Source organism: Comamonas sp. F1-6 (assembly GCF_039581415.1).
GTDB classification, from domain to species: domain Bacteria; phylum Pseudomonadota; class Gammaproteobacteria; order Burkholderiales; family Burkholderiaceae_C; genus Comamonas; species Comamonas thiooxydans.
Genome location: NZ_JBCPWN010000011.1, coordinates 20,724 through 38,335, shown reverse-complemented (window position 1 = coordinate 38,335; position 17,612 = coordinate 20,724). Strand labels below are relative to the sequence as shown.

Below are 17,612 nucleotides of genomic sequence, written 5' to 3'. Positions count from 1 at the left end.
ACCAGCTGTGCCGGGAATGTGTTATTTCAACCAGCCGCGTTTGCGGAAGTACAGCATCGGGCCGACGGCGCTCAGAATCATCAGGGCGACCACGTAGCCGTAGCCGAATTCCCACTCCAGCTCGGGCATGAACTTGAAGTTCATGCCGTAGACGCTGGCAATCAGCGTGGGCGGCAGCAGAGCCACGCTGGCCACCGAGAAGATCTTGATGATCTTGTTCTGATTGATGTTGATGAAGCCGACCGTGGCGTCCATCAGGAAGTTGATCTTGTCGAACAGAAAGGCCGTGTGACTGTCCAGCGACTCGATGTCGCGCAGAATCTGGCGTGCTTCCTCAAACTGCTCGGCGTTGAGCATCTTGGAGCGCATCAGAAAGCTCACGGCGCGGCGCGTGTCCATGACGTTGCGGCGGATGCGGCCGTTCAAGTCTTCCTGGCGGGCAATGGCACCCAGCACTTCCTTGGCCATCTCGTCGGTCACATCGCCGGACAGCACCATCTTGCTGGCTTTTTCCAGGTCGTCGTAAATGCGCTCCAGCGTGTCGGCAGAGTACTCGGCATCGGCGTCAAACAGCTTGAGCAGAACGTCCTTGGCATCGTCGATCAAGCCGGGCGCACGGCGCGCTCGCATGCGCAGCAGGCGAAAGACAGGCACATCCTCGTCGTGGATGGAGAACAGCACGCCATGGCTGCGCAGCGCTGCGTTGTGCTGGTTGACGATGAAGGCCACGCGCACCGAGCGGGGGTCTTCGTCGTCGTCGATCAGAAAGTCGCTGCGGATATGCAGCTCGCCGTTGTCTTCTTCGTAAAAACGCGCCGATTCCTCGATGTCGTCGTCCATCGCATCCTCAGGGATGGACAGCTCGTAGTGCTGCTTGATCCAGCGCTTTTCTTCGAGGGTTGGCGATTCCAGATCGACCCAGACGGGGCGAAAGCGTTCAAGGTCTGCCAGGGACTCGATTTCTTCCTGAACGAGTCGACCATTGGCTAGCGTAAAGATGTTGAGCATCAGCTCACTCCCGGTTGTTCTTGAGGTTCTGCAGGGATCAGGGCGCTTTCAACCCCCACAGTCTTCACCGGGAGCTGAAAGCTACCAACTAGGGTAGGTTTCCACGGATGTCTTTCAGTAATTCGAAGCCAGTGATTATGCTACGTTGCACTGCAGCATGTCGCGTGCGTCATAGTTGGGCAAGTGGGTAAGCGGGGCTTGTCGCCCGCCTGTCACAGCCCCTTGGTAAACGCGTCGGCCTGCACCAGATCGGCCCAGGCACCGGCCTTGGCCTGCGGCGCACGCAGCAGATAGTTGGGGTCGTAGGTCACCACCGTGGGCACGCCCGCAATGTGGTGCGGTTCGGCCCGCAGCCGGCCCAGCGCGTCATGGCGGCCCAGCACGGCGCGTGCACTGGCCAGGCCCAGAACCAGCACGCAGTCCGGGCGCAGTTCGCGCAGCAGAGCCTCCAGGGCGGGTTGCAGCGCCTGGGCATGGCTGAGATCGGCATCGGGCGGCGCACGGTGCAGGGCGGCGCTGAAGACACGCGGTTTTTCCTGCAGACCGAGGGCACGCAGCATATTGTCCAGCAGCTTGGCGGCATCGCCCTGCAGCGCCGTCTGGGCGCTGTCGGCTGCAGGCCTTTGCGCCGGGCTCAGCAAAGGCGGGTTGGCGGCAGGCTCCAGCAGGATCAGCCAGCCGCCTTGCTCGGCGCTGTGCACATGCTGCGGCGCATGGGGGTAGACCAGCTGGGCGGGACTGATGGTCCAGCCGAGGCCTGGCTCGCCTGCCGGGCCTGCGGCGGGTTGCTGCACAAACTGACGAGGCTCGTGCGCCCGGTGCCCGGACAGATTCTGGGGCGGTGGGCTGGCGGGCCTGGCGGTCTGGGCGGGCGGCGGGGCCGGTGTTGGCGCTGCCTCGGCCGCAGGTGCAGCGGCCTGAGCCACGGGCGGGCTTACGGGGGCGGGCGGCGCCATGCGCACCACCGGCGCTGTGACGGGCAGGGGCTCCGCGACCGGCAATGGTGCGGCTGCGACTGCAGTGACTGCAGCCACTGCTGCGGGTTCCACGGGGTCGGGCAACCAGACGGTGATGCCCATGGCTTCCAGCATGGCCCGCTGGCGGGCATCCAGGTTCAGGGCCATAGTTTCAGACTCATGAGCACCGCATGTTCGCGCGGGCCGTTGGGGTTGGGGTAGTAGTTCTTGCGCAGCCCGACTTCGGCAAAGCCATGCCTGAGATAGACCTCGCGGGCGCGGGCATTGCTTTCGCGCACTTCCAGCCAGATCCATTGGGCGTTCTGCTGCCGCGACCACAAAGCCAGCGCATCGAGCAGCACGCGCGCCCAGCCCTGACGCTGGCAGGCCGGGTTGACGGTGATATTGAGCAGATGCACCTCGTCCAGCGCCTGCATGGCGACAAAGTAGCCCAGCAGCTGGTGATCGGCATCGACCAGCAGCTGTATCTGGTAGCCGGCCACCATGGCATCCTGGAAGTTGCCGCGCGTCCAGGGGTGGACATAGGCTTGCTCCTCGATTGGGAGCAGGGTGTCAAGCCAGAGCGCGGACAGCGGCTCGAAATGCACCAGGGATGCCGCATCCTGGGTGCTGGCGTCGGCGGCGAGTGTGGAGCTGCTGGGCAAGGTCATTGGACGCTTATCGGGAGGCGATGCCGGTTGCATCGGGTGTGAGGGCTGCGGCGGCCTTTTCGGCTTCGCGCTCGGCCGTGGTTTTTGCCACTTTATCTCGGATATAGCGCGGCAGCGCCTCTTCGGCAGGCACCGCGCAGCCTTTTGCCAACAGTGCCGGTGCCAGGCGCAGCATGGCCGTGGCCGTGGGCATGGCGTGCACATGGCGGGCAGTGGGCGCCAGCAGCTCGGGGTAGACGGGCTGGGCATTGCCCGCCACGGCATGGCCGGCTGCAGCCTGCAGAGCCTCGGGGGCGCAGAGACCGAAGTCCTCGGGCTCGATCCACTGGCCGTCCACATAGCAAAAGGCTGCGTGATAGACCTCGTGCATGCGTGCGTCGAGCACGGCCTCGACCTCGGTGCAGCCATGCAGATGACGGGCCTCTTCGGCCACGGTGAGCAGCGAGTCCACAGGCAGCACGGGCACCTTGGCGGCAAACGCCAGACCCTGGGTGATGGCGCAGGCCGTGCGCAGGCCCGTGAAGGAGCCGGGGCCGCGCCCGAAGGCAATGGCGTCCAGCTGCGCGAAACTCAGCCCCGCATCCTTCATGAGCTGGCATATGGCCGGCAGCAACTGGGCCGACGACTGCTGCGCGCCCGGCCCGCTGTGCTGCCAGATGGCATCGCCACGCTGGACGGCAACAAACAAGGTATCGGTACTGGTGTCGATGGCGAGAAGATTCATGTTCGGCGGGGCGTCAGCCGCAGGCGGGCTGGAGCGCAATACGGAATGCACTGGGCTGCAACGGACGGCAGCGTAGCCCTGCATTATCGGACGCCCGCCGCCAGCTTGCCGCGGGCGCCGCCAATGCCCGGCATGGGCGCAGCCCGGCGTAGACTCTGGCCCCATGCTGCAGACCCCCTTCTTTCTTCGCAAGACCCTGAGCGCACTGGGCGCATCGTTGCTGGCGCTGCTGGCCCAGCCCGCGCTGGCGCAGTCCCTGCCTGCCGACACCCGCATTCCCGCCGCCGTGGACGCGGCGCTGCAACGCGCCAAGATTCCGCGCGATGCCGTATCGCTGCTGGTGATGAATGTGGATGGAAAATCGCCACCGAACCTGGCCTGGCGCACGCACCAGGCCATGAATCCGGCCTCGGTCATGAAGCTGGTCACCACCTATGCGGCGCTAGACCAGCTGGGCCCGGCCTATGTCTGGCGCACGCCCGTCTATCTGGGCGGCCCGGTGGTCGATGGCGCCTTGCGCGGCAATCTCTACATCCAGGGTCAGGGCGACCCCAAGCTGGTGCTGGAGCGCCTGTGGCTGATGCTGCGCCGCCTGCAAGGCATGGGCATCAAGGTCATCGTGGGCGATATCGTGCTGGACCGCAGCGCCTTTCAGCTGCCCACGCATGATGCGGCGGTCTTCGACAACGAGCCCTGGCGGCCCTACAACGCCTCGCCCGATGCGCTGCTGATCAACTACAAGGCCGTGGCGCTGAATATTGCTCCTGATACAGGAGCTGGTGTCGCTCGTATTCAATACGATCCACCAATGTTTGGTATGGAAAACCAGCAAACGATTGCGCTGGCTGCTCCTACTTCTGATTGCGGCGACTGGCGCAGCAAAATGCAGCTGGACATGAACAATCCGCAGCGCATCGCCTTCAACGGCAGCTATCCGGCAAGCTGCGGCGACAAGAGCTGGTCCATCGCACCGGCGCAGCCCGAGCGCTTTGCGGCCAAGGCCATAGAAGGCATGTGGCGCGAGCTGGGCGGCAAGCTCACCGGAGCCGTACGCGACGGCAGCGTGCCCCAGGGCCTGCTGCCGGCCTTCCAGCTGGAGTCTCCGGCACTGTCCGAGGTGGTGCGCGACATCAACAAATACAGCAACAACATCATGGCCCAGCATGTGCTGCTCACCCTGGGCATGCAGCGCACCGGCGTGGCCAGCTTCGACTCCGCGCGTCAGTCGCTGGCACAGTGGTGGGCCGCGCGCTGGGGCAATGCCGAGCAGCCCGTGGTGGACAACGGCGCAGGCCTGAGCCGCAATGCCAGCATCACCGCCAACGGACTGGGGCAGATGCTGCAGAACGCCTGGGTCTCGCCCGTGATGCCCGAGTTCGTCTCCTCCATGCCCATCGTCGGCGTGGACGGCACGCTGCGGCGCAGCAAGAGCCGGTTTGCAGGCGCCGCCCACCTCAAGACCGGCAGCTTGCGCGACTCGGCCGCGCTGGCCGGCTATGTCGACGGTGCCAGCGGCCAGCGCTATGTGCTGGTGGCCATGGCCAACCATGCCAATGCGGCCGCGGCGCGCACGGCCTGGGATGCGCTGGTGGACTGGACGGCGGCCCAGTAGCCGCCCGAGGGCGGCCGCTCTATCCCTGCCCAATCACCGCCCTTTGCCCGCCTCGACAAACCGGACCCTGGTCCGGTTTTTTTGTTGCGTGACGGAACGATGACCAGGTTATTGGGCGTTGGATTTTTGTCCGACCATCGGTAATTGCCCGATAACCGCGCCTGGGTGACTGTCGCTAGGATGACGCTGATGAAAAAAGCACGACCGTGCGATTCACAACACATCAGGAGAACATCATCTTGGCAAGCAAACTCAAACTCTTGGCGGCTGCAATGGCTACGGTGGGCCTGCTGGCGGCCTGCGGCGGCGGAGGCGGGGCCGATACCACCCCCAAGGCCAAGGTCACCTCGGTCAAGGTCATGGGCGACAGCCTCTCGGACAGCGGTACCTTCGGCTTCAAGTTCACGGTACAGGGCTCGGCGCCCACCGGTGCTGGCTCGACCATGATCTGGCCTGAGCGCATTGCCGACCAGTTCAGCCAGAGCTTGTGCGCCCACTTTCGTGCCGGTGACGAAAATCTCACGACTTATCAGGAAGTCGCCACCTGCACCAACTACGCAGTGGGTGGTGGCCGCGTGAACCCGCTGGATGCGCCGACATCGCCCAAGTCGGTTCTGGTGCAGATCCAGGCCGCATCCAAGGCTGGCTTCAGCGCCGATGATCTCGTCGTCATCGATGGCGGCGCCAACGATGCCGCCGACGTGATCGGGGCGCTGATTGCCGCAGCCAAGGGCAATTCGCAGCCGCTGAACGCCATGGTGGCCTGGCTGGATTCCAAGGCTCCGGGCACGTCCACGGCCCTGATGACCCAGGCCGGTGGCGATGCCTCCAAGTTTGCCGGCCTGGCGGCGGGTGCCTATCTGCAGACCCTGGCCAAGACTTTTGCCGGCTCCATTGCGCAGAATGTGGTCGCCAAGGGCGCCACGCGTGTGGCCGTGCTGAATGTTCCCGCCATTACCAAGACACCGCGCTTCCAGATGGTCCTGGCCAGCATTGCCAAGGCCGCAGGCGGCGGGGATCAGGGGGCTGCTGCGGCTGCCAAGCAGGAAGCGTCATTCGATGCCCTGGTACAGGTCTTCAACAACCAGCTGGCTGCCAGTCTGGCAGGCCAGTCCCAGGTGGTCCTGGTCGATTTCTACACCGAGTTCAAGAGCCAGATCAGCAACCCGGCCCAATACGACTTCGATAACGTGAAGGACCCGGTCTGCCCGATCACTGGCGTGGACGCAAGCGGCCTGCCCACCTATACCTTCCCCACCTGCACGGCGGCGGCCTTGAGTGCCACACCCGGCAAATCCAGCCCTGACTGGTGGCAGCACCATGTCTTTGCCGACAGTTTCCACCCCACGCCTTACGGCCATCAGCAAATGAGCCAGCTGGTTTCCCGCTCTCTGGCCCAGAAGGGCTGGCTGTAAATCCGTCCGCACCTCAATAACAAGGAGACAAAACCATGAAAATTTCTGTGCGGATCATTGCAGCCGCTGCTGCGCTGGCGGCCTGCGGTCTGGCCAGCGCCCAATCGGCCGGAAGCTGGATGGCGCGTGTGGGCGTGACCCATCTGTCGCCTGATGTGAGCAGCGGCAATCTGTCGGCGCCGTCCTTTCCCAACACCAAGGTCGACGCCGGCAGCAATACTCAGCTGGGCGGCGGCATCACCTATATGGTGACCGACAATCTGGCTCTGGACGTGCCTCTGGCCACGCCCTTCAAGCATGACCTGTCGGGAGCAGGCTCGATTGCCGGCGTGGGCAAGCTGGGCAGCACCAAGGCGATACCCGCGACGCTGATGCTGCAATACCGCTTCAACGAGGCCAAGGCCGCGTTCCGCCCCTATCTGGGAGTCGGTGTCACCTATGCCCATTTCTATGGCGAAAAGACCACGGCCACGCTCAACGGTCTGAGCGGCGGCACGCTGGCCAATCCGACCACGGCCGAGCTCGACGACAAGTTCGGCGCGCTGGCGCAGCTGGGCTTTGTCTACCAGTTCAACGAGCGCTGGTTTGTGGATGCCTCCTACTCCAAGAGCTTTCTGAAGACCAAGATCCATCTGTCTTCGGGCCAGAGCGTCAGCGTCAGGCTCAATCCCGATGTGTTTGCCATGGCCATAGGCTATCGCTTCTGAGTCGGCACGGTCGACACGAAAAATCCGGGCTGGTCCCGGATTTTTTTTGTGTTGCGGCTCAGTTGTAGTGCTGGGCCGAGGGCTCTTCGCCATGCACGGCCCAGCGGCCCAGGGCCTGGAGCTTGTAGTCCAGCGGATCGTGCAGGGTATGGGTGCGCACATTGCGCCAGAAGCGGTCGAAGCCGAGATCGGCATGGGTGCCGCGCGAGCCCACCACATCGAACATTTCCTGGGTGGCGAACAGGGTGCAGCGATGCGCCATGACCTTGGCTTCGAAGACGGCGATGGCGACCTCGGCGCGTTCCGCTGCGCTCAGCGCAGGGCCGCGCTGCCAGGCTTTTTGCAGCAGCTCTGCGCCGTGGTCGGCCATCAGGGCTGCTCCCGAAATCTGGGCCTGCATCTCGCCCATGCGGCGCAGCAGATAGGGATCGTCGGTGGCGCGCTCCACTGCCGAGCCCAGCCAGGGCCGGCCATGTTCGCACGCATAGTCGCGTGCCTGCCGGCGTGCGCCCTGGGCCACGCCGACAAACAGATTCACCAACACCAGCTGAGCCAGGCAGTTGCGCAGCGTATGAAAGGCCGTGACTTCGGCATTCTCGTCGCGCATGACGGCGCTGGCGGGAAGCTGGACGCGATTGAACTGAACCGAGCCGCTGTCGGTCTGACGCTGGCCCATGGGGTTCCAGTCATCCTTGACGGCAATGCCGGGCGAGGCGGTTTCAAGCAGGCCCAGAACCGGCTGCGCATGGCCTGCCACGCTGGCCGATACCGTCAGGTAATGAGAGCCGCGCGTGCCCGAGCAAAAGCCTTTCAGACCGTCGAGCACATAGCCGCCGGCGAGCTCCGAGCTGCGGGGCAGGGCCTGCAGACGCGTGTCGCGCGGGTTCAGTGCATTGCCCCACCAGCCGTTCTCGTCGATGGTGCGGCGCAGCCAGAGGCGCTGCTGCTGGCGCGAGCCGTAGATCAACACGGTGGCGACCTGAAGCTGGTGAAACGCCAGCACATGGGCCAGGGCGCTGTCGACTGCGGCCAGGGCACGGACATGGCGGTAGATGTCGGGCCAGCTCAGCGCATCGCCGCCATGTTCGTGGGGGATGGCTAGGCGCAGCAGGCCGGCATCGCGCAGCAAGGCTTTTTCCGCTGCCGCATGGCCGCCCTGGCGGTCGCGTGCAACGGCAGTTTTTTCCAGGGCGCCGAGTACATCGTTGAAGTGACTGGAGAGCATGGTGAAGAAGGTGGAGAGCGGAAAAGAGGCGGGAGGTCAGTGGCAGATGGCTCCGTCTTCCAGCAAGGAAGCTTCCAGCGCAATCGTGCTGACGCGGTTGTCCTGCGCGCGTTGCTGCAGACCGCTGCGCTGCCAATGCTGGACGGCGTGTTGCAGCCAGCGGGTGGACTGCGCATCGGCCTTGGCCAGACGGATATGGGCCTGATCCGTGGTGCGAAATCGGTTGCCGAGGCGGGTGTAGAAGCGCCAGTTGTCCTGTTGCAGCAGGCGCGTGATGACCTCTGGCGACTCGGCCAGAACATGGCATTTGCCGGCCAGGAAATCGCTGACTGCATGAATGCTGGAGGACGCGAAAAGAGGCTGCAGGCCCTGGGCCTGCAAGGTACTGGCAGAGGCCTGACCCGTGGCGACGCAGGCCGTGGGTCTGAGGGCGGCTTTCTGCGCCATATGCGGCAGCCAGGAGCTCCAGTGACCGGGGGCATGGCGGCTCCAGAGGGAGGCCTGCTGCTTGAGCACCAGCAGTTGCAGGCTCTGCGGCATATAGCTGCCGCCGGTCTGTCGATCAGCAGCGGATTGGCCGTCCTGCGGCGCCACGCCTTCGAACATCAGGTCTGCATCGCTTGCGGGGGTGATTTTGACGCTGGTGCCCAGTTGCCGGCCCAGCCAGTCCGCCAGCGCCAGGTCATAGGCATCGGGCTCTGGCGGCAAGGCTTCGCCGGGCAGGGCAGGGCGCGCATAGCTGCGCAGGGCCACATGCAGCACGCCATTGCGCCGGGCCTGCTGCAGCACCGGGCCTGCAGTCTCGATGTCGCCGAGCTGCGGCAAGGCGGGCCAGAGCACGCCAGCGCCGGCGGCAGCGGCCGCCAGCGCGGTGCCGGCCAGGACCAAACGCCGCCAGGATTGCGTGGCGCTACTCATGAAATTCCAGCCCGCTGCGCCAGCGCGTCAGGCGCTTTTCGAGCAAGGCCAGCCCATAGTTGAGTGCCAGGCCCAGAATGGCCAGCAGCACGATGCCGGCGTACATGCTGGGGATCTGGAAGATTTCCTGGGAGTTCAGCGTGAGAAAGCCCAGGCCTGCATGCGAGCCGATCATCTCGGCAGCGACCAGCGCGGTGATCGAATAGGCACCCGCCAGTCGGATGCCGGTGAAGATGGACGGTGCCGCCGCCGGCAGGATGACCTTGAAGAAGATGAAGCCGCGCGAGGCCCCCATGGACAGCGCCGAATGAATCAGCAGCTTTTCCACCTGCTTGACGCCGCTGATGGTGTTGAGCAACACCGGCCAGAAGGCCGCCCAGAAGATGATGGCTATCTTGGACGCCTCGCCGATGCCGAAGAACAGCAGAAAGACCGGAAACAGCGCCAGGGCAGAAACCTGACGGAACAGCTGAAGCAAGGGGTCGACAAAGGCTTCGAAGCGGCGCACCACGCCCATCAGCAGACCAAGCGCCACGCCTGCCACGACGGCCAGAATCAGCCCTGCCAAGGAGCGCTGCAGGCTGGCCGCCACATGCTTGCCCAGCTGGCCGGTCTGCGCCAGCTGAACGATGGCTGCCAGAACCGCGGATGGCGGGCTGAGAAAGGCCGAATTGACCAGTCCCGAGCGCGGCAGGAATTCCCAGATGGCAAAGAACAGCAGCACGCAGGCCGAGCGCTCCAGCCATTGGAGCCCGAGTTGCCGGGAGGAAAGCAGTGACACCGGCTTGGCGGGGCGCCGGGATGGGGATGCGGCCAGTTGGCTCATATGGCAAATCCTCGCAAGGCCAGGCTGAAATCAGGGGCGGTGGGCAGCAGCGGTGCCAGCGGTTGCTGGCGGTGGCCGCTGGCAAAGGCGACTTCGTCGCGCAGTACATCCCAGGCCTGTTCGCGCAGCTGCACAAAGGCCGGGGCGTGGCGTATCTCGGCGGGGCGCGGACGCGGCAGCGCTATGTCCAGAACGGATTTGATGCGACCGGGTCGGTGCGTCATGACGGCGATGCGATCCGACAGATAGATGGCTTCATCGAGGCTGTGGGTGATGAAGACGATGGTGGTCTTGTGCTGCTCCCAGATGCGCAGCAGCTCGGACTGCAGGATTTCGCGTGTCTGGGCATCCAGGGCGGCAAACGGTTCGTCCATCAGCAGCAGGCTGGGCGAATAGGCCAGGGAGCGGGCGATGGCCACGCGCTGACGCATCCCGCCCGAGAGTTCGTGCGGGTAGCGCTGGCCGAAGCCGGCCAGGCCCACCAGGTGCAGAAACTGCTCGGCAGTCTCCCGGCGCTCGCGTTTGGGAATCTTGCGGATCTCCAGCCCGACCTCGATGTTCTGAAGCACGGTACGCCACGGAAACAGCGCATAGCCCTGGAACACCACGCCCTGCTCGCGGTTGATGCCGCTGGCCGGCTGGCCGTCGATGCTGATGCTGCCGCCGCTCTTGCGCGCCAGCCCGGCAAGCACATTGAGAAACGTGGACTTGCCGCAGCCCGAGGGCCCGAGGAGGGTGAAGAACTCGCCTTCACGGATATCGAGATTGAAGTCCTGCAGGGCGGCAATCTGCTGCTTGCGGCCGCGCTCGTCGGCAATGGCGAAATCCATGCGCACATCGCGTGCCCGGATCTTGATGGCGGAGCCGGAGTCGTCGAGGGCCGTGCTCATGTCGCAGCTCCCTTGGCAAAGGGGTTGAACTCGTTGGTGTACACATCCTTGACCGCCACCTTGCCCGGCTGCAGCTTGCCTTCACGCTCCAGCACGTCGATGTAGTACTGGATGGGCGGCTCGGTGATGATCTGGTCGTCCACATAGGCATAGCGCTCCACATGCTTGAGCTCCATGCCCAGGCGCTCGGCCGTGTAGCGGCGCGCTTCGTCGGTGTTGGCGTTGACCCAGTTGCCTGCCTTGGCGATGGCGGTGACCACATCGCGCACGGCCTGCGGGTTCTCGCGCGCAAACTTGCCGTTGACGCTATAGGGCGCCATGCCGCCCAGGCCGCGGTCCAGGTCGTAGTCGGTCCACAGGCGCTGCAACTCGGGGTTGGCCTCGGCACCGCCGGAATGGGGTGGGTGGATGATGGCCAGATCCACATTGCGGCCGATCACGGCCTGCTCGCCCTGGTTGTCGGGAACGACCAGGAAGTTGATCTTGTTGACATCGGCGCCGTGCTCGCGGAAATAGGTCTTGGAGACAAACTCGGCGCAGGCGCCGAAGCTGTTGAAGCCTATGGTCTTGCCTTCCAGATCCCGGGGCGTGCGAATGCCCGAATCCTTGCGCACGAAGTACTTCATATGCGGTGCCTCCTGCAGCGTCTTGCTGCCGGCGGCAATCACCTTCATGTCGGCCCCGGCCGCAATGGCCGAAATCACCAGCGGCACCATGCGCGAGCCGAAGTGGATGTCGCCCGTGCCGACCAGCGGAATGATCTGAGGGGCGGCAATCTTGCCCACGTAGTTGGGGCGGGTGGAGGTCCCGTCGAAGTAGCCCAGTCTGTCGGCCAGATAGATCAGGTCGAAAGAGGGGTTGTCGGGGTAGTTGAAGGGAACGACCTTGCCATTTTGTGCCGTGCGGCTCGTTTCGCTGCTGGCCTGGTTGTCGGAGCGCGAGCAAGCCGCCAAGCCCAGGGATGCAGCACTGATGGACAGAAGCTTGCCAAGCGCGTCGCGACGGGTTCCCATGGTTCTAACCTTTGAAGTTGCTTTGAAGCAAGCAAGGTTAGAGAAGGCGTCTAATAAAGAAAACGAATAAAAATTTGCATCTTTACTTGAAAATCAGCTAAGCGACCGCTCAGCCCGCAGCCGCCGCACGTTGCAGGCGGTCGCGCACGCCTTCCCAGTCGGCGGTGTCGGGCGGGGTTTCGATCCAGATCAGCTTGGCGCCCCAGTCGTCGAAATTGCGCAGCATGCCGAACAGCTCGCGGGCCACGTCGCGCGGCTCGTCGGACATGCGGCGCAGCAGCAACTGGGCGGTGGTGACATTGAGGGGGCTGCGGTGATAGATGGCAATATTCCTGCCATCCTTGCCCAGGATGTCCAGTGCCGATTGCAGCTGCCTGGCATCCATGAGCCGCACCTTGGCGTTGGGCGCGTAGTGCGCCAAAAGCGTTCCCGATGCACGCGGGGTATCCGCAGTCAGCTCTTCTTTCGAGAGCGGTCGCAGGCCGCAGGCACGCGCTATATCGTCACGCGTGATGGCGCCGGGGCGCAGCAGCACGGGCACGCCCCGCGTGCAGTCGACGATGGTCGATTCAATGCCCACTTCGCAGGCGCCGCCATCGAGCACCAGCAGTTCTTCGCCAAACTCGGTGGCCACATGCTCGGCCGTCGTGGGGCTGACGCGGCCGAACTTGTTGGCGCTGGGGGCCGAGACGCCCCAGACCGGCGGATCGAGCTGCTGGCAGGCCTGCAGCACCGCATGGGCCACGGGGTGGGAGGGGCAGCGCAGGCCCACGCTGTCCTGACCGCCGGTCGATGCCTTGGCGGCATGCGGCAGGCGCGGCAGGATCAGGGTCAGCGGGCCGGGCCAGAACGCGTCGATCAACTGCTGGGCAAAGACCGGAACTTCCTTGGCATAGCGCGTGATGGCGGCGGCGTCGGCCACATGCACGATCAGCGGATGGTTGGCCGGGCGGCCCTTGGCGGCAAAGATCTGCGCCACGGCCGCATCGTTGTCGCTGTCCGCGGCCAGACCGTAGACCGTCTCGGTGGGCAGGCCCAGCAGCCGGCCTTGCTGCAGCGCAGCAGCAGCGGCTTGCACCGAGGCTTCCAGCGTTCCATCCAAGATCATTTCAATTCCTCTTTCATGCACTGCGCCGCCGTATGTGCGGTGCTTTTGCGCTTGCAGAGCATCAGCGAAGGACGCCAAGCAAGGGCCGCCCCGCAGCGAGGGCGTCGTCCCCCTCCCGCGTAGCGAGAGAGGGGCGCCCGGCTAGGGGGAAGCGGCGGGGCCGCCTAGGCAAAGCCGCTCAGGGGGTGTTATCAGAACGCAGCAATGCCGAGGATTTCAGCGGCCTTCAAAGCGGTTTCACGCGCTTTTTCGGGGCTTGCCGCGGTGATGTTCAAGTGGCCCATCTTGCGGGCTGGCTTGGCATCGACCTTGCCGTACAGGTGCAGGTGAGCACCGGGCAGGGCCAGGATCTGATCCCAGGCCGGAGCCTTGGCGGTTTCGCCGTCCTTGAACCACAGATCGCCCAGCAGGTTGAGCATGACGGTGGCGCTGTGCTGGCGCGGCTGCACCAGGGGCAGATTGGTCATGCAGCGCACTTGCAGCTCGAACTGCGACACATCCATCGCGTTCTGGCTGTAGTGGCCGCTGTTGTGCGGGCGCGGGGCGATCTCGTTGACCACCAGCTGGCCGTTGTCCAGCACAAAGAATTCCACGCAGAGCACGCCCACGTAATCGAGGCCGATAGCTACGGATTTCGCAGCGGCTACCGCTTGCTCTGCCTGTGCTGCAGGTACGTTGCCTTCGTAGACCTCGGTCACGGCCAGAATGCCGTCGCGGTGCAGATTGCGCTGCACGGGCAGGTTGACGATGTCGCCATTGCGGCCACGGGCCACGATGACCGAGCATTCGTGCGCCAGCGGCAGCATTTTTTCGAGCACGCAGGCCACCTGCTTGAGCTCGTCCCAGGCCTTGATCAGCTCGTCGCGGGTCTTGACGCGGATCTGACCCTTGCCGTCATAGCCCATTCGCGCGGTCTTGAGGATGCCGGGCAGCAGCGCGTCGTTGACGGCGGCCAGCTGCTCGGCCGTCTCGATCACGGCATAGGGGGCGCAGGGCACGCCGCACTTCACGAAGTGGGCTTTCTCGGCAGCGCGGTCCTGGGCGATCGCCACGGCAGAGCCGGCGGGCGATACGGGCAGGCTCTCGGCCAGCTTGTTCAGCGAGCCGGCAGGTACGTTTTCGAACTCGGTGGTCACGGCTGCGCAGAGTCTGGCCAGCTCGGCCAGGCCCTGAGGGTCTTCGTAGCCGGTGCGAACATGCTGGTGGCTCACCAGACCGGCGGGGCTGGTCTCGTCCTTGTCCAGCACGGCGGTGAAATAGCCCATGGCCTGTGCGGCATGTGCAAACATGCGGCCCAGCTGACCGCCGCCGAGCACGCCCAGCGTCGCGCCGGGCAGGATCACATCGGTGTTGCTCATGCGTTCACCGGCAGGGTCATATTGCGGGCGGCCTCGGTCTGCTCGACGCGGAAGGCTTCGAGCTTGGCGCGCAGCGCGGGGTCTTCGTTGGCCAGCAGGGCCACGGCAAACAGGGCCGCATTGGCCGCACCGGCATTGCCGATGGCAAAGGTGGCCACGGGCACGCCCTTGGGCATCTGCACGATGGAATGCAGCGAATCCACACCCTGCAGGTGACGGCTGGCCACGGGCACGCCCAGCACCGGCACGGTGGTCTTGGCGGCAATCATGCCGGGCAGGTGGGCAGCACCGCCGGCGCCGGCGATGATGGCCTTGAGGCCACGGTCGGCTGCGGCTTCGGCAAAGCGGAACATGTCGTCCGGCATGCGGTGGGCCGATACGACCTGCGCTTCAAAAGCGATACCGAATTGCTGGAGGATGGCAACTGCGTGTTGCATGGTGTCCCAGTCGCTGCTGGAACCCATGACCACGCCAACTTGGATGGGGTTCATGTTCTTCAGGGCGCTGCCGCCCGGCCTAGTGGAACTCCTGATTTTACGGTTTCGCCGCATTGCCGCCCGACTGTGGGGCATAGCCGTCTGGGTAAAGCAACTATGACTCCCGGATATGGGCCGTCGCGTTATCGCGCGCAAAGCCCAGCACGCGGTCCCTGAAGACATGGATGACCCAGGCCAGCGTGACCAGGATTTGCAGGCTCAGGGAAGCCCAGGGCACATAGCTGAGCCAGGCACCGGCTTGCTCTATGCCGTCCGGCGAGCTCATCCACATGGCCACCACGGGCTGAACAAACATGGCACCTGTATAGCCGCCCATGCCATAGGCCAGCAGCGGCGCGGCGATGTTGAGGATCAGCCAGGCGATGACAAACGAGGCCAGGGGAGACTTGAGCCTGCCCGCCAGCAGGGCGAAGCCGGTCAGCAGCAGGCAGTCGCGCAGCAGATGCAGGCACAGATAGAAGGTAAAGCTGTTGAGCTTGCCGCTGATGGCCGCCTCAAGTGACTGGGGGGCGAACAGCAGCAGCAAGGCCATGGCAAAGCCCAGCAGCAGGCTGACGGGCCACAGCGGCAGTGCCTCCAGCGCCTCGCGCCAGCGCTGGCGGCTGGCCGACCATTGAACCTGGCGCCAGGCGCGCAGATGCTGGTCCATGTGCTGGAGGGCGACATAGGCGGTGCCGATCAGCGCGATCCAGGCTGTGCTGCTGAAAAATTCGGCAATGCCCAGATTGAGCGAGCCGGCTGCGAAAAATCCGGTCAGCGCCAGACCCAGAGGCCAGGCCCAGGGCAGGGTGCGTACATCGAGTCGGGTGCAAAGCTGGCGCCACAGGGCCAGCAGCCCCAGGCCCAGCACCAGCACACCGGCCAGATAGGCCAGGCCCAGGCCGCCCACATTCAGGCCCCACCAGAACACAGGCTCGGCGTCGATGTCCACAATGCCTTTGTAGACATGGTCGATAAAGGGACCGGGGGCGAAGAACAGGATCAGCAGAGGCAGCAGTGCCGCTCGCCGGCGATTGATGGGCCTGTCCCTCAGCCCCCAGCTCATGAGCACGGAATTCATGGCCCAGGTCTGCAGGCCCAGGCCCCAGATCACGGCCAGGCCAATCGTGTGTTGCAACTTCAGGGGCTCCAGCGCCCAGAAGTGGGTCACACCCGCCACGGCCAGCGCAAACCACAGCACATACAGCCAGGCAGGCAAGGTGGCGCCCAGCAGCTTGCCCCAGGCCATCTGCCAGGGCGTGAGCACGGACAGACGTTGCCAGTCCCAGGTGTTCTGGCTGGCTTCCTCGGCAAGGCTGCGCCCGGCCAGCACGCTGCCATAGATGATGGCGGCCAGATACAGGCCGGCAATGGCGGTCATGCTCAGCGTGCCGGGCAGACCCTTGGTAGAGGACAGGGCGAAGGGCAGGGCCAGGATGAGCAGGCTCAGGCCCAGGCTCCAGGCCAGCAGCGAGGGGCGCCAGTTCAGCCAGAGCTGGCGCTGGAATTCGGGATTGCGTTGGCTCATGCTTGCTCCTGACTTTCGGTATCGCGGGCCTGGGCAGTGCGGGCATAGCGGTCCTGCAGCCGCTCGCGCACCGGGTACAGCGCGGCGACGGGAATGCCGGCCTGCACCAGCTGGGCCAGCCATTGGGCACGTGCGCCGGCGGCGGCCGGCAGCCAGAGCTGGATCGGGCGGCGACCTGTGGTGTCGAAGTCCTGCACCGAGGTGCTCAGCAAGGCCTGACGCAGGCGGGCCTCAAGGCCTTCGCATAGCTCCATGGCCACTTCCAGCGCATAGAGCTGGGGTTGCTGGCCGACAGCGGCGGGCTGGCCCGGGCCGTGGGCGTTCTGCAGCGCCTCATGGCTTTCGATGCGGCCGTCGCGGATGCTCAGGATATGGGTGCAGTACTCGTCCAGTTCGCTGAGGATGTGGCTGGAGACGATCAGCGTCATGCCCTGGGCCTGCAACTGGCGAAACAGCGTCGAGAGGCTGCTGCGCGCATCGGGATCGAGGCCGCTGGCCGGCTCGTCGAGCAGCAGCACGCCGGGCTGGTGGACGATGGCCTGGCCGATCGCCACCCGCTGGCGCTGACCGCGCGAGAGTTCGGTCGGGTGGCGGTGCAGCAGCTCCGTCAGGCCCAGCTGGGTGGCCACCTGCCGTACGCGGGCATCCACGTCACCGGGTGCAACGCCCATGGACAGGGCCGAGTACTGCAGGCAGCGCATCACGCTGAGCCGGTCGTACAGACCATAGAAGTCCGAGAGATAGCCCAGGTGGCGATGCACCTCGCGCGGCTGTTCCTCGACCGACAGGCCTTTGACACGGATATGGCCGGACAGCGGCTGCTCGAGGCCGGCGATGCAGCGCATCAGTGTGGATTTGCCAGCGCCGTTGGGGCCGACGAGTGCCGTCACGCTGCCCGCAGCGATGGACAGGCTCACGCCGTCGAGGGCGCGGTGGCCCGGATATTCAAACACCAGTTGTGAAACTTCAATCAAGTCTGCGCTCCTTGGTTCGCAAGCAATATAGCCCAGGGGCGAGCGCGGCTGCGGGGCGGTTACTCTTGAAACCGTAGCTGTTTGCGTATGCCGTTCATCGATTGTCGGCATAAAACACCTTGAATCGACCTTGAAACATGCGCAGGCTGCTCCCATCTGAGTAGCAAAGACCCGGTCCGCTCTGGTCTATGGCTTGCGCTCGC

The 17,612-nt window shown here is 64.9% G+C and carries 17 protein-coding genes; 3 read left to right on the top strand and 14 right to left on the bottom strand.

All coding sequences use genetic code 11. The features are described 5' to 3' along the window. Positions 1 to 21 precede the first annotated feature (21 nt). The 4 genes from corA to tsaB all read right to left on the bottom strand — a co-directional run bounded on the left by corA (position 22) and on the right by tsaB (position 3,359). Positions 22 to 1,008, bottom strand: coding sequence for a magnesium/cobalt transporter CorA (gene corA / locus AAIL66_RS13055; RefSeq protein ID WP_034350790.1), 987 nt, complete (start codon positions 1,006 to 1,008; stop codon positions 22 to 24). A gap of 212 nt (positions 1,009 to 1,220) precedes the next feature. After that, positions 1,221 to 2,132 carry a uracil-DNA glycosylase family protein gene (locus tag AAIL66_RS13050; RefSeq protein WP_343496899.1) on the bottom strand — a complete coding sequence of 304 codons (912 nt, stop codon included), beginning with the start codon at positions 2,130 to 2,132 and terminating at the stop codon, positions 1,221 to 1,223. Beyond that, positions 2,123 to 2,635, bottom strand: a complete 513-nt coding sequence (gene rimI / locus AAIL66_RS13045; RefSeq protein ID WP_034350786.1) for a ribosomal protein S18-alanine N-acetyltransferase — start codon at positions 2,633 to 2,635, stop codon at positions 2,123 to 2,125. Before rimI ends, AAIL66_RS13050 begins: the two co-directional genes overlap by 10 nt. Positions 2,636 to 2,642: 7 nt before the next feature. Further along, positions 2,643 to 3,359: a tRNA (adenosine(37)-N6)-threonylcarbamoyltransferase complex dimerization subunit type 1 TsaB gene (tsaB, locus tag AAIL66_RS13040; RefSeq protein ID WP_343496898.1), complete on the bottom strand. Its 717-nt coding sequence runs from the start codon at positions 3,357 to 3,359 to the stop codon at positions 2,643 to 2,645. 163 nt (positions 3,360 to 3,522) lie between these two features. Between tsaB and dacB the strand changes: the two genes are divergently transcribed. The 3 genes from dacB (at position 3,523) to AAIL66_RS13025 (ending at position 7,093) form a co-directional block, all read left to right on the top strand. Then, positions 3,523 to 4,971 carry a D-alanyl-D-alanine carboxypeptidase/D-alanyl-D-alanine-endopeptidase gene (gene dacB / locus AAIL66_RS13035; RefSeq protein WP_343496897.1) on the top strand — a complete coding sequence of 483 codons (1,449 nt, stop codon included), beginning with the start codon at positions 3,523 to 3,525 and terminating at the stop codon, positions 4,969 to 4,971. Positions 4,972 to 5,210: 239 nt separating this feature from the next. Further along, positions 5,211 to 6,386: an SGNH/GDSL hydrolase family protein gene (locus AAIL66_RS13030; protein ID WP_034351499.1), complete on the top strand. Its 1,176-nt coding sequence runs from the start codon at positions 5,211 to 5,213 to the stop codon at positions 6,384 to 6,386. Positions 6,387 to 6,421: 35 nt separating this feature from the next. Continuing rightward, complete coding sequence (locus AAIL66_RS13025) at positions 6,422 to 7,093, top strand: OmpW family outer membrane protein (RefSeq protein WP_034350779.1); 672 nt, start codon at positions 6,422 to 6,424, stop codon at positions 7,091 to 7,093. A 58-nt stretch (positions 7,094 to 7,151) separates the two neighbouring features. Here AAIL66_RS13025 and AAIL66_RS13020 read toward each other — a convergent pair whose 3' ends face one another. From AAIL66_RS13020 to AAIL66_RS12975, 10 genes are all read right to left on the bottom strand, one after another. Continuing rightward, positions 7,152 to 8,318 (bottom strand): acyl-CoA dehydrogenase family protein, encoded by a 1,167-nt coding sequence (locus AAIL66_RS13020; protein ID WP_343496896.1) that lies wholly within the window; start codon positions 8,316 to 8,318, stop codon positions 7,152 to 7,154. A 36-nt stretch (positions 8,319 to 8,354) separates the two neighbouring features. After that, positions 8,355 to 9,236 (bottom strand): hypothetical protein, encoded by an 882-nt coding sequence (locus AAIL66_RS13015; protein WP_343496895.1) that lies wholly within the window; start codon positions 9,234 to 9,236, stop codon positions 8,355 to 8,357. Further along, positions 9,229 to 10,062 carry an ABC transporter permease gene (locus tag AAIL66_RS13010; protein ID WP_343496894.1) on the bottom strand — a complete coding sequence of 278 codons (834 nt, stop codon included), beginning with the start codon at positions 10,060 to 10,062 and terminating at the stop codon, positions 9,229 to 9,231. Before AAIL66_RS13010 ends, AAIL66_RS13015 begins: the two co-directional genes overlap by 8 nt. Beyond that, positions 10,059 to 10,952 carry an ABC transporter ATP-binding protein gene (locus AAIL66_RS13005; protein ID WP_003072548.1) on the bottom strand — a complete coding sequence of 298 codons (894 nt, stop codon included), beginning with the start codon at positions 10,950 to 10,952 and terminating at the stop codon, positions 10,059 to 10,061. The genes AAIL66_RS13010 and AAIL66_RS13005 overlap by 4 nt, the downstream gene beginning before the upstream one ends. Further along, positions 10,949 to 11,965: an ABC transporter substrate-binding protein gene (locus tag AAIL66_RS13000; protein ID WP_012840209.1), complete on the bottom strand. Its 1,017-nt coding sequence runs from the start codon at positions 11,963 to 11,965 to the stop codon at positions 10,949 to 10,951. Before AAIL66_RS13000 ends, AAIL66_RS13005 begins: the two co-directional genes overlap by 4 nt. Positions 11,966 to 12,074: 109 nt before the next feature. After that, entirely contained in the window at positions 12,075 to 13,073 is a 999-nt protein-coding gene (locus tag AAIL66_RS12995; protein ID WP_034350766.1) for an L-threonylcarbamoyladenylate synthase, read from the bottom strand. Between the two features lie 191 nt (positions 13,074 to 13,264). After that, positions 13,265 to 14,431 (bottom strand): 5-(carboxyamino)imidazole ribonucleotide synthase, encoded by a 1,167-nt coding sequence (locus AAIL66_RS12990; protein WP_034350763.1) that lies wholly within the window; start codon positions 14,429 to 14,431, stop codon positions 13,265 to 13,267. Then, positions 14,428 to 14,922 carry a 5-(carboxyamino)imidazole ribonucleotide mutase gene (gene purE / locus AAIL66_RS12985; protein WP_034350760.1) on the bottom strand — a complete coding sequence of 165 codons (495 nt, stop codon included), beginning with the start codon at positions 14,920 to 14,922 and terminating at the stop codon, positions 14,428 to 14,430. The genes AAIL66_RS12990 and purE overlap by 4 nt, the downstream gene beginning before the upstream one ends. Before the next feature lie 100 nt (positions 14,923 to 15,022). Next, entirely contained in the window at positions 15,023 to 16,435 is a 1,413-nt protein-coding gene (locus AAIL66_RS12980; RefSeq protein WP_343496893.1) for a hypothetical protein, read from the bottom strand. After that, complete coding sequence (locus AAIL66_RS12975; protein WP_343496892.1) at positions 16,432 to 17,409, bottom strand: ABC transporter ATP-binding protein; 978 nt, start codon at positions 17,407 to 17,409, stop codon at positions 16,432 to 16,434. Before AAIL66_RS12975 ends, AAIL66_RS12980 begins: the two co-directional genes overlap by 4 nt. Between the last annotated feature and the right edge of the window lie 203 nt (positions 17,410 to 17,612).